General features: G+C 50.2%; 10 protein-coding genes and 1 tRNA gene. All 11 read right to left on the bottom strand.

Annotation, left to right across the window (positions count from 1 at the left end; genetic code table 11):
* Window positions 1-97: 97 nt before the first annotated feature.
* Window positions 98-171, bottom strand: a tRNA-Gln gene (locus H503_RS0107530).
* A 142-nt stretch (window positions 172-313) separates the two neighbouring features.
* Window positions 314-1,498 carry an autotransporter outer membrane beta-barrel domain-containing protein gene (locus H503_RS0107525; RefSeq protein WP_014129070.1) on the bottom strand — a complete coding sequence of 395 codons (1,185 nt, stop codon included), beginning with the start codon at window positions 1,496-1,498 and terminating at the stop codon, window positions 314-316.
* A 577-nt stretch (window positions 1,499-2,075) separates the two neighbouring features.
* Window positions 2,076-2,564 carry a hypothetical protein gene (locus tag H503_RS0107520; protein WP_014129071.1) on the bottom strand — a complete coding sequence of 163 codons (489 nt, stop codon included), beginning with the start codon at window positions 2,562-2,564 and terminating at the stop codon, window positions 2,076-2,078.
* Window positions 2,565-2,575: 11 nt separating this feature from the next.
* On the bottom strand, window positions 2,576-4,213 hold the full coding sequence (locus tag H503_RS0107515) for an ArnT family glycosyltransferase (RefSeq protein WP_014129072.1): 1,638 nt from the start codon (window positions 4,211-4,213) through the stop codon (window positions 2,576-2,578).
* A gap of 136 nt (window positions 4,214-4,349) precedes the next feature.
* A complete protein-coding gene (locus H503_RS0107510; protein ID WP_009015408.1) occupies window positions 4,350-5,657 on the bottom strand; it encodes a 2-hydroxycarboxylate transporter family protein in 1,308 nt (435 codons plus the stop codon).
* A gap of 463 nt (window positions 5,658-6,120) precedes the next feature.
* Window positions 6,121-6,465: a PqqD family protein gene (locus tag H503_RS0107505; RefSeq protein ID WP_009015409.1), complete on the bottom strand. Its 345-nt coding sequence runs from the start codon at window positions 6,463-6,465 to the stop codon at window positions 6,121-6,123.
* Window positions 6,466-6,529: 64 nt separating this feature from the next.
* Window positions 6,530-8,422, bottom strand: coding sequence for an OPT family oligopeptide transporter (locus tag H503_RS0107500; protein ID WP_016459983.1), 1,893 nt, complete (start codon window positions 8,420-8,422; stop codon window positions 6,530-6,532).
* A gap of 488 nt (window positions 8,423-8,910) precedes the next feature.
* A complete protein-coding gene (trpA, locus tag H503_RS0107495) occupies window positions 8,911-9,684 on the bottom strand; it encodes a tryptophan synthase subunit alpha (RefSeq protein WP_009015411.1) in 774 nt (257 codons plus the stop codon).
* Window positions 9,677-10,861, bottom strand: coding sequence for a tryptophan synthase subunit beta (gene trpB / locus H503_RS0107490; protein ID WP_009015412.1), 1,185 nt, complete (start codon window positions 10,859-10,861; stop codon window positions 9,677-9,679). The genes trpA and trpB overlap by 8 nt, the downstream gene beginning before the upstream one ends.
* Window positions 10,854-11,486 carry a phosphoribosylanthranilate isomerase gene (locus tag H503_RS0107485; protein ID WP_009015413.1) on the bottom strand — a complete coding sequence of 211 codons (633 nt, stop codon included), beginning with the start codon at window positions 11,484-11,486 and terminating at the stop codon, window positions 10,854-10,856. The genes trpB and H503_RS0107485 overlap by 8 nt, the downstream gene beginning before the upstream one ends.
* On the bottom strand, window positions 11,483-12,268 hold the full coding sequence (trpC, locus tag H503_RS0107480) for an indole-3-glycerol phosphate synthase TrpC (RefSeq protein ID WP_009015414.1): 786 nt from the start codon (window positions 12,266-12,268) through the stop codon (window positions 11,483-11,485). The genes H503_RS0107485 and trpC overlap by 4 nt, the downstream gene beginning before the upstream one ends.

The following is a 12,268-nucleotide window of genomic DNA, read 5'->3' as shown; positions in this document are numbered from 1 at the left end:
TTTGTTGTATATACATCATATTGGATGGTAGGGTTCCTGTCAAGTATGATTTTTGTAACAAAAAAGCTGCCACTAAAGTGACAGCTTAGCTTCCATATGGCTCCGGGACTAGGACTCGAACCCAGACAAGAAGATCCAGAATCTCCTGTGCTACCATTACACCATCCCGGAAGGAACAGTCATTATTATAGCAAAGATAAAATAAAATGCAACCCCTTTTTTGAAATATTTTTTACAAAAAAAGAGCTTCCCCTCTTCCCTCCTTTGGAAAAAGCAAAAAGGCGGAACGCCCCTGCGCTCCGCCTTTTTACTTTTAGAATTTCCAGTTAATTCCAGCACGGATATCGTAGGTCCGGCTAAAGTCGTTGCCCACATACCGTTCGGCATCGACATAGAAGGTCTGGTTCTTTCCAATGACCGTGCTGTAACCAAGACCGATGACCCCCCAAGTCCCGCGGCGGCTGCCCGCCGTACGGTAGGTGCCAGCCACAGTCCCACCTTGGGCGAGGCTTTCTGCCACAACATCATAACCGTCGATAAATTCGCGGAGAAGACTTGCTTTCAGGTATAGCTTGGTGTTCTTTTCCTTATCCATTTCATCTACAAGGTCAAAGCCGACGCGGCCAATGAGGCTCCAATCATGGTCCGCCGACACATGGATGCCCTGGGAGTCCGTAAAGTCATAGCCGCCAAGACCTTCCCAGCTTCCGCTTTCCTTGCCGCAGGCACCAGAGAGGCTGAAGCGATGCTTGTAGTTCTCCTTGTCGTCCAGGACCTTTGTGTAACCCAGTTCGTACGTGTTGCCGTTTACTTTGCCAATGCCGTCGACCCCGAGATTGCGGTACCCGAAGCGGATCCAACCGCCCTGGTCCGCGCCGGGCGTGAAGTATGTCGTATTGCCCGAACGCTTGGTGAAGGTATCAAGATCCGCCACGTAGCGCAGAACGATTTCATCGGATTTAGCCGGCGTTTTCGCGCCGTCGTTGATGCTGTCGATGGATTTGACGAGATACACGTTCTGCGAATTCTCGCCACTAAGATACATCGAAGCCACGTCCGCTGTCGTCGGTTTCCGGATGCCATCCGACGTGTCGCCGTTGTAGGCCTTGTTGTATTCGTCAGTCGCTTGGGGATCGTCCGCCACGTCGCGGCAGTCGACTTTGAAGGCGTCGCGGTAGATGCCGTTTGTCGTGTAGCTCACGGTCTTGCCGTCTCGGAAAGCATTTCTGCCATTTCTAGCGGTAGCAAAGCGGACGGCTTCGCCATCTTCCACCTGCTTGTCGAGCGCAGCAAGGTTCTTGACGACGAGGTTCTGCTCTGCTTCCGGTTCTTCGCCGATATAGAGCATGTCGCTGCTCACGCCGTCATCGCCGTCAAGGTCCATGTAGAAAGTCCGGGAATCATTCCCCAACGTGCCGATGCACAGGGCGTCACCGCCGTTTTCAAAGTAGACGTCGCCCTTCCCTGTGAGTGTTGTGACGGGCGAAGGACCCGTCATGCGCCAGGTCACGCCGTTGCCGAAAAATAAAAAAAGCTTCCTGACACAAGAAAAAGCACCCGTCGGGGAAACGGGTGCCTTTTCTTGAAAGGAAGTTGTTTATGATGATTTGATGGGGAAGATTGCAGCAAGGAGGGGTAATCCTTGCTACATGCCCAGTATATAAGATTCTTTCTTAAAAAGCAATAAAGAAAGAATGAACTATTTGTGAATTTGACTCGCAAGTCAAAAGGGATGACATAAATCCTTATGAAATCAATATGAAATAAGATCATTCCCTATTATTCACATTCTTTCCTGAATTTAATTTATCACGATAATTTATTTTATTAAGCAATAGGGAAAAGAGAAGTTTTCCTCGATTCATTTCGGTCTAAGATATGGGACGCAGAGGAAGAAAATCTCCTGCGGAAAAAGGCCCCTGCCGATTCCGGCGGAGGCCTTTTCCAGAAAGGAAGTTGTTTATGATGATTTGATGGGGAAGATTGCAGCAAGGAGGGGTGATCCCTGCTACAAGAAGAAGTATAGCCCAAATTCTTGTCAAAGAAAGGGCGCAGATTTGAACAGTTTGTGACAGCTAATTATCCATACCGAAATAGGTGAAGACGCTGTCCATGATGCTCTTGGCATTTTCCGGGCTAAAATGGGCCGCCTGGCTCATGACAAGGATGCCCTTCATTTGTTTTTGAAGAAGTTCATTGAAAAGGTCCTTATCAAGGGAAAGATTATCGCCGACAAGCCCCCCCTTACGGCAGCTAAGCGCCGTCAGGAACTTCAAGGTCTCCCCTTCCTTTTCGGCAAGAAAGAAAAGATAGGGATAGGCAGTAAGCCGTTTGACGAAGGCTGCGGCGGCTTCATTTTCCCATAAGTCTGTACCGCAGCTTGGATGAAAGACCAAAAGGAGACGGCTGCAGAATTTCCCAGCTTCCTGTGGATGGGCTCCAAAGTAATCCAACAGGGCAAAATAGCGGGCACTCTTCTTTGGATCATCCAATTCTTCCCGCGTCACTTGGAACTGAATGGTTTCATGACTGTCAAGATAGGATTTGATGTCATTTTCTTCCATGGAATTTCCTCCTAGCGATGTTTGATCATCATGGTCCATTGGCCATAGAACTTGATTTTTTCCCATGCACCGGGCCAATCTTCTTCGAGTTTCGTCTTGATTTTCCGTGTATTCGTGTCAACGAGCACGACCGCTTCAGGTACATTCTGGACCTTGCTGTACGTGGTCCATGGCATGATATTCTTGGCCGACCAGCTGTAATCCTTGGGAGCAAAGGCTTCCGTCTGCTCATCTGGAACAAGCATGGTCAGGGTCCGATCCGTATAGAACCATGTCGACGTTGGATATCCGCCGCCCCGTACGTAAATAGGCACATTTTCGGGAATCATGGTATTGATATAAAGTCCCACCCATTTTCCGGTCACTCCGCTCATAAGCGGCAGGGCCAGCATCTTGGTAATGCAGAAGAAGAAAAGATAAGTCAAAAGAATGGTCATGGTCATCACTTCCCGTACAGATTTACCTCGGAAGCGGTGGATGGAAAGGACCAAAAAGCAGCCTAAGAAGATGCTGACAAAGTAAAAGATATCCTTTGGATGGGAAAGCAGCCCCGGTGCCAGTTTCGGCAGATGGTAGGCAGCTGCCGCCAAGGCTCCATAAAAAAGGAGGTTCCCCCCAAGGACGCCTTTAAGGGAGAGGGCTTCTCCTTTTTCGACAAAATAAGAGGCCGTAAAAATACTGAGCGGCATCAAGATGGGATAGGTATAGGTAATGTATTTCGTTGCCATGCACTGGAAGAAAATAAAGATTGTCCCAATCCAGAGCAGCAGGTAGCCTTCCCGCGCAGAAGGCCGGACAAGATGGTGATCCTTCCACAAATAGGCCTTCAGCGCCCCTGGCAGCAGGCCAATCCAAGCATATGCATTCAACAGATTCACTGCCGTATAATACCAAATGACGTTATCCCGAGGATGCTCCGATACCGTAGCTCGCAGGAAATTCTGCGTACCAATGAACCCAGAAAGAAAGTCTGGATGCTTTATGGCCATGGCCACATACCAAGGGGCCCCTACAAGAAGAAACAAAAGGATGCCGCTTCCCAGTTTTGCCGATTTAAGTGAGGCAAAATCCCGGCGCCAGATAAGAAAGAGCAGGAAAATCAGGCCAGGAAGCAAAAAACCGATAGGGCCCTTGGTGAGGGTGGCTAGGGCTGCGCAGACATACATCCCGTAGTAATACTTTTTCTGCGGCGTGCTATAGCCCAAGTAGTAAAAAAGAAGGGCTCCATTCAAAAATAGGAAGAGCATGCCATCTGTAAGGACCGACTTCGAAATGGTAAAAAATTGAAGCGTCATGAGCAGAAAGACACCACTGAAGAATCCCACTTTTTCCCCGTAGAGTTTCCTGCCGCCCCAAGTCACCAGATAAAGGCCCAAAAGACCATAAAGAGAAGGGAAAAAACGAGCCCCAAATTCCGTAAAGCCAAAAAGTTTAAAGCCCAAGGCAATCATCCAATAGGCAAAAACTGGTTTATCAAACCAATACCTGCCATAAATCTGGGGGGATAAAAAGTCTCCACTTACAACCATTTCCTTGGCCGTAAGGGCATAGTTTCCTTCCACACTGTCTGTCAGGGGCAAGGTTCCATTGAGGTAGTATAAGAGCAGTACAGCAGCGAGCCAAAAAATGACCCAGTAGCGTTTTTTCATGGCGGTGCCTCCCAAAAAATAGATTGACTCAAGTCGATACTGCCTATTGTATCATTTTCCTAGGAAAAAGGACACTGCCCGGGAAATGAAGAAGGCACCCGGCAAAAGCCAGGTGCCTAGGGCTCAACAAAACCCGTTATTTTCCAATCATGGAGCCAAACAGGACGGATCCCAAGATGAGGACAATCCCGCCGCCAAGACGGGAAGAAAGCTGGGAATAAGCAATCAGTCCCATCCGGTGGGAGGCCCCCAATACGGCAAGGTCTCCTGATCCGCCGCGGTTTGCCATGCAAAGGCCAGCCGTGATGGCTGAATCAATCGGATAAAAACCAACCCACTGTCCGACAATGGCAGAACCCAAAATGGCGCCAACAACGATAAGGAAAGAAATGACGACGTTACTCAGCGTAATGGCCGCCATCAATTGGTTGAGGTCCGTATCCGCCCCAACGCCGACCATGATGGTCAGAACAAGGCAGGAGCTCATGAAAGACTGCAGGCGTTTTGCAGCGGCCTTGGTCTCTTGGGGAACCCAGCCAAGCATGGCCAGGATTGTCACAACGACAATCATCCAAGCAAAAGGATGGATGGCCACCCCAAAGACCGTTGGCAAAAGGGATTTACCAAGGAGGGTGCCAGCTGCATACAGGCTGATGGCCATAAAGAAAGCCCCGCCGATTTCCTTGATGGAAGGTACGGCATCATTTTTTTCCGCTTCGATATCAAGGCCCTTCCGGATCAAGGTTGATCCGTCACCCGTCCAGGAAGGATGTTTGCGGCCGATTTGATCCAATACGGCAGCCGAAAGGATGGCAAAGATATTGGCAATGGTAAGGACCGTAATGGCAAATGCATAATAATCAGAAGCCTTATGACCGGTCACGCTTTCATAGATCTGGGAAAGCGGTACAGCCCCTGCGCCATTGCCGCCGCCCATGATGGGAAGCACGTAGTTGAGGACAATCATGGATGGAGAGATGCCAAAGAAAAAGCCCCCTACAATGCCTAAACAAGCGGCGCCGATAAGGCCGCCGAAGATAGCGGGAAGATAGCCGGCAAAAGATTTAATGAGCAATTTCTTTTCCAGCCCCAAAATGGAACCGCAGATCAAAAAGACGATAAAAAAGCTCAGAAAGTCTGATTCATTCATCAAGTAGGAAACGGATTTCGCATATTGTTCGGGAATCAGATGGTTGGTAAACAAATAGGCCGATGCCAGGAACGACAGGACAAGCCCGCCCCCTACGTAAGAATTCCAGAAGGGAATCCGTTCCCCGATTTCATTGAAAACAATACCCATGGCAAGCGTCAAGGCAAAACCGCCGGCAAGGTCTGTCGTCAAGGATCCAGTCCATACCCCAGCAAAAATGATAACAATAAACCCTAAGCAAAGGGGCCAGGTGAGCCCAAAAGGGCGAAATGACTTGACTTTCTCATTTGACATAAACTCTCATTCTCCTTTACATTTCTTCTTTCCGTCTATTTTGAATAGACTTTACCTTAAATTATGATTAATTCAAGAGCGTTTTCTATCATAGTCATATGAGGGCGGAATGTCAAATCATTTACAATTCAGAATCTACCTGATGTTTTTCCATCGCAGTCAGGCACTGTGTGCCGATAACAAAAGAAAGGCCCCCTGTCGTCCCAATCCCCTATCCAGCAAAAGATAGAAGGGCTGTTTTTAAGACGCCATGAGGGTCATTCCTACATAAAAGATTCAGCTGGAAAAAGCGATATCCGGTTTCTATCAAAAAGCAGCTGCTCTGCTGGCGGGAAGGGCCAAAGAAAAGCCTGCAGCCTTTCCCAAAAGAACAAGATTTCCCATTTGAGTGCAGGGAGCCGCCTTTTAAGGAGCGCCCCGTGTCTTTTTCTAGCCTTCAGACGCAAACTGAAGCAAGAGCCAATCAGATTTTTTTCCACGTAATGAATTGCTGCTGGACCAACATCTGCAAAAAAACGATCAAGCGCTCATAAAGAGGATAAACCTGCTTCCCAAACCGGCTTTCCATCATCTGAGCAAGGTCCCCGACGTTCTTTTTCCCATCCATGCTTAGCCAAAGGGCACTGCCAAACGCATCAAGGTCAATATGGCTAACAGAAGGCCGGTTAAAAAAATCCTGGGCCAAGCGGGCGAAAAAGCCACGATGCACGACATGAATCGTAACAAGGCCCCCTTCATCCCGGGTCCATCGATACCCGCTGGTATGGCAAGGAATCCGGTCCAAGTAGTTTTCTTTTTCCTTTTTCATGTGCTTTCTCCAAAATCAAGGGATTGGTTTCTGTAATCTGCAGCCTGACACCCTACAGACAGGATTAGGGACGGGATTTCCGGCCCTTCTGGCAAGCTGCGTAGATGGTCGCCACAAGAAGGGCAAAGACGACAAGGCCTCCCACATTCCCCAGATTGATGGTTTTTGACATATCAAGGTCCAAATCCATGACGGCAAGGATGGCGAGCAAGATTCCGATCAGGCCTTCCCCGGCAATCAGACCGGAACTATAGAGTACGCCGGACTGAACACAATTTGTTCTTTCCGCGGCATCAGCAAAGTTACGGGATTCCATATACCGGCGCAGCAGCCCGCCCACCATAATGGGAGCCGACAGATGGATGGGAAGGTAAACTCCAATGGCCACTGCCAGAACAGGGATACCAAGGATCCACATGGCAAGGGAAAGGAATACACCGATAAGGACGAGATTCCAAGGCAGGTTCCCCAGCATGACACCTTCAACCACCATTTTCATGAGCATGGCCTGCGGAGCGGGCAGCTCAGCAGAACCATAGCCCCAGGCAGAATTCAACAGATACATGATGCTGCCAATGGCAATGGCTGAACAAATAACCCCTAGGATTTCTCCAATCTGCTGCTTCTTAGGCGTTGCACCCACAAGAAAACCCGTTTTGAGGTCTTGGGAAATATCCCCGGCAATGGCAGCCACGACACAGATGATGCCGCCGATGGAAATGGCCGTGACCATTCCCATGGCACCGTCATTGCCCGTATTCTTGAGCAGTAAGGTGGAAACCAGGAGGGTAGCAATGGCCATTCCGGAAACAGGGTTGTTGGACGATCCGATCAGCCCGACCATGCGGGAAGAGACGGTTGCAAAGAAAAAGCCAAAAACAGCAACCAGCAGAGCTCCAAAAGCATTGAGAGGAATCATGGGAAGGGCCCACAAGGCAGCAATGATGAAGAGAATTCCTCCAATCAAGGTCTTCATGGACAGGTCCTGTTCCGTACGCAGGGTTGATGCCCCATTCTGTCCAAAGTCACCTAACGCATCGTGGAAGGTTCGGATGATAAGGGGCAGTGATTCCAAAAGCCCAATGAGTCCGCCCGTTAAGACCGCACCGGCCCCAATATAACGGATATAGGTGCTCCACAGGGCAAAGGAACCGCCCTCGGCAAATAGCTCCGTCACGGTCACCTTGGCAGGGAAAAGCACTGCGCTGCCGCCAAATACGGCAATCATCGGCATGATGACAAACCAGGCCAGCACGCCGCCAGCAAACATGTAGGACGAAACCTTAAAGCCGCAAATATACCCCACACCGGCTAGGGCTGGCAGGATATCAAGGCCAAAGCCTGCTCCTTTATACCCTGGGACTTCCGTATGGACCTCGCTGGGAAACCACTTGAAGCCATCGGCAATGAACTTATAGAAGGCTGCAATCCCAAGGCCGGCAAAAACGGTGGACGCCTTGGTGCCGCCTTCTTCCCCAGCAATGAGGACTTCCGCACAGGCCTGGCCTTCTGGATAGGCAAGGACGCCATGTTCCTTGACAATCAGGGCGCGGCGCAAGGGAATCATGAACAAGATTCCGAGGACACCGCCAAATAGGGCAATCAGGCCAATTTCAAGCATGGAAGGCTCAGCAACGAGGCCTTCCTGAGCCCACATAAAAAGGGCAGGCAAAGTGAAAATGGCACCAGCTGCAACCGATTCACCGGCTGAGCCAATGGTTTGGACCATATTGTTTTCCAAAATGGAATCCCGTTTCAGGATGAACCGAGTGAGGCCCATACTGAGTACAGCGGCCGGAATCGAAGCTGAGATGGTCATGCCTACACGAAGTCCCAAATAAGCATTAGCCGCGCCAAAGACAATCGCAAGCACGGCCCCCAATAAGACGGAAACGGCCGTCATTTCCGGAGCAACGCGGTCAGCGGGAATGTAAGGGTGGAATGATTGATCTTCCATAAGGATTCCTTCTCCTTTCCAAACAGCGAACATGAGGACAAAAAAGCAGCTATGATTATAAAAAACGCGGGAAAGGGTCTGGGAAGGGGCAGCCGTTCCAGGCACAAGGCCACGTGGAATTTCTCTCCACAAAACACAAATGTCTATTTTTTACAGACATGATAAATTCCGTTGTACCGTTATTATACTTTTTCATATTTTTTAGGTCAATATTTTTTCACAATTTCTTTAATTCAAAGAAAATCACTTTTTTCACCCACTCCATTGCTTCATGGGAGCGATTTCCCTCCATTTTTTCTTGATTTTCCTCAAAAGCGCAAAAAAATAGCCCTTGAAAAACAAGGGCCAAATGAGGGGTAAATTTAACTTACGAATGCATTATAGCATCTTTGTATACAATGTGCAAGACTATTTTCAGATTTTTTCCTATTTTCTTATTTTATCTTAAATCCAAAAAGAAGGAGGGGGCTTTCCTCCTTCCATGCCCCTCACACCCTGACCGCTTCCACCATGGAAAGGACATAATCGCGAACAGGTCCGACGGCCGTTTTGCCGTACTTTGCCACAAGTTTTACGATGGCGCTCCCCACGATGGCCCCATCACTGATGTCCGCCATTTGCGCCGCCTGTTCGGGGCGAGCAATCCCAAAGCCAACAGCAACAGGCTGGTTTGATACTTCCCGGATCTTTTCAACAATTTCCTTTAGGTCAGTCGTGATTTTCTCCCGAACACCTGTAACTCCCATACTGGAAACGAGGTAGATATAGCCTTCTGCTTCACGGGCAAGCATCTGAACGCGCTCATGAGAAGTTGGCGCAATCAGGGAAATGAGCGCAATCCCCTTTTCCCGGGCAAACGGCAGCAGAGTTGCCCTTTCCTCAAAGGGGACGTCCGGTACAATGACGCCGTCAATGCTGGCCTTGGCACAGCGCGTAAAGAAAGCCTCACGTCCGTAGGTAAAGATCGGATTGGCATAGGTCAAAAATACAAGGGGGATCTCTGTCTTTTCCCGTACCTTTTCAAGCAGATCGAAAAGGGCATCAATGCGGAAGCCCGCGGCAAGAGCACGGTTATCCGCTTCTTGGATCACAGGCCCTTCCGCAACGGGATCACTGAAAGGGATTCCCAGCTCAATGACACTGGCCCCTGCTTCTTCCATGGCATAAATGAGGGCTTCCGTCGTGGATAGGTCCGGGTCACCGGCGGTCACAAAAGGAATGAAGGCTTTTTTATTCTTGAATGCATCGGTTAGTCTAGTCATGGAGATCAACCCCCTTATATCTGGCAATGGCCGCAACGTCCTTATCTCCGCGGCCCGATAAGCAAATGACGATGATTTTGTCCTTAGGAAGGGTCGGTGCCAATTTCATAGCGTAGGCCACGGCATGGGCACTTTCAATAGCTGGGATGACGCCCTCCATGCGGGACAGGTATTCAAAGGCAGCAACCGCTTCATCGTCTGTAATAGCAACATACTGGGCGCGCCCTGTATCGTAAAGATGGGCGTGTTCCGGTCCAATGCCCGGATAATCAAGACCAGCGGAGATGGAATAAACCGGTGCAATTTGGCCGTCATCATCCTGCAGGAAATAGGATTCCATGCCATGGAAGATACCTGGCCGGCCGCAGGAAATGGTCGCTGCCGTTTCAGCCGTATCGATGCCGCGTCCAGCCGCCTCCACCCCGATGAGCTGGACCGACGGATCGGGGATAAAATCATAAAAAAGCCCCATGGCATTGCTGCCGCCGCCTACGCAGGCCATGGCCACGTCGGGCAGGCGCCCCTCTTTTTCCAGCATCTGCTGGCGCACTTCCTCGCCAATGACTTTTTGGAAATCGCGGACCATCATGGGATAGGGATGGGGCCCCATGACAGAGCCAATGCAGTAAGCCGTGTCTTCGCAGCGAGCACTCCACTCTCGCAGGGCTTCGTTGACGGCGTCCTTGAGGCTCTTTGTCCCTGTTTCAACGGGAACGACATCAGCACCAAGCAGTTTCATGCGATACACGTTGAGGGCCTGACGCTCCGTATCCAGCTTTCCCATGTAGACCACACATTCAAGGCCCAATAAAGCAGCGACCGTAGCGGTTGCCACGCCGTGCTGACCGGCGCCCGTTTCCGCAATGATGCGCTTTTTGCCCATTTTCTTTGCAAGGAGGCACTGGCCCAAAGCATTATTGATCTTGTGGGCCCCCGTATGGTTCAGGTCTTCCCGTTTGAGATAGATCTTGGCGCCGCCAAGGTCCTGGGTCATCCGTTCCGCATAGTAAAGGAGACTCGGCCGATTGGCGTAGTCATGATAGAGCTGCTGCAATTCCTTGATGAACTGGGGATCTTTCTTATAGGTTTCGTACGCTTTCTGGAGTTCCAGGACAGCATTCATCAGGGTTTCCGGTACATACTGCCCGCCGTGGGTTCCATATCTTCCATTACTCATCTTCTTCATCCTTTCTTCTGACTGCTTTGATAAAAGCATGAATCTTTTTAGCATCCTTGATGCCATCCGTTTCTACCGCACTGCTGACATCAACCCCGTAAGGGTGGACACTTGTCATAAGGGCTGCTACATTGCCTGCCGTAAGCCCGCCGGCAAGAAAAAAAGGTTTGGGCATCGTTATCCCCTCAAGCAGGGACAAATCGAAGCGTTTGCCCTTTCCCCCGTAGTCTTTTGTAAAGGCATCAAGGAGAAAATAGTCACAATCATATTGGTCAAGGTTTTGGAGGCTCTCCCGGCTTCTTACACGGATGGCCTTGATAAGGGGCATATCAGTCAGGCTGCGGAGGAAAGCAAGGTCATCGGGGGATTCATCCCCGTGAAGCTGGGCCATATCGATGATGCCCGCTTCATGAAGGGCGACTACCCTTTCAGGGTCTTCCTTGACAAAGACGCCGACAGTCCTTATCGACGGGTAGAGGAGCTTTTTGATTTTCCCAGCAAGCTCCGGCCTTACAAATCGGCGGCTTGGAGGATAAAAGACAAACCCAGCCGCGTCCACCTTTTCCCGGTTCAAGATGACGGCATCCTCAAGACGGCGAAGACCGCAAATCTTGATGACGGTCATGATGCCGCCTCCAAAAGTTCCTTCATCTTGGCCTCAATGGAAGGACTCCTCATGAGGAGTTCCCCAATGAGAACACCGCTGACACCATGCTCTGCAAGGAGCTTAACAGCCGCTCCATCATGGATCCCGCTTTCCGCGATGAAAGGGATTTCCGGTGGAACAAGGGGCCGCAGACGAAGACTGTTTCCCACATCGACAGTAAAATCCTTAAGATTCCGGTTATTGACACCAAGGATTTTAGCCCCGCTCTTAAGAGCCCGCGTCACTTCCCTTTCGTCATGGGCTTCGACAAGGGCATCCATGCCAAGGCTCTCCGCCATCTGTCTGTATTCGGACAGCTCCCTATCCGATAAGAGAGCGGCAATCAGAAGGACCGCATCCGCACCAAGGCAGCGTGCCTCATACACCATGTAGGGATCGACGGTAAAATCCTTGCGCAAAATAGGTACCTTGACGCGGCGTCGGATAGCTTCAAGATAGGCATCCTTTCCCAAGAACCGAGTCGGTTCCGTCAGGACAGAAATAGCAGAAGCGCCGCTTTTTTCGTAGGTCTCGGCAATGGTTTCATAGGGGAAGAACGGAGCAATCAGTCCCTTTGACGGAGACGCTTTTTTTACTTCCGCAATGATGTGAAGACCCGGGGCCTGCAGTGCCTTTTGAAAGCATCCCGCCCGTTTTTGGGGAAGGGATTCTGCCAGATGACGCATCTTGGCAAAGCTGATTTTCTTTTGACGCGCCCTCGTCCGTTCCCGGGCCGCGTCAGCAAGGGTATCAAGAATCAT

This window comes from Acidaminococcus intestini DSM 21505 (genome assembly GCF_000425045.1).
GTDB lineage: Bacteria > Bacillota > Negativicutes > Acidaminococcales > Acidaminococcaceae > Acidaminococcus > Acidaminococcus intestini.
This window is presented reverse-complemented; position numbering and strand designations above follow the sequence as displayed.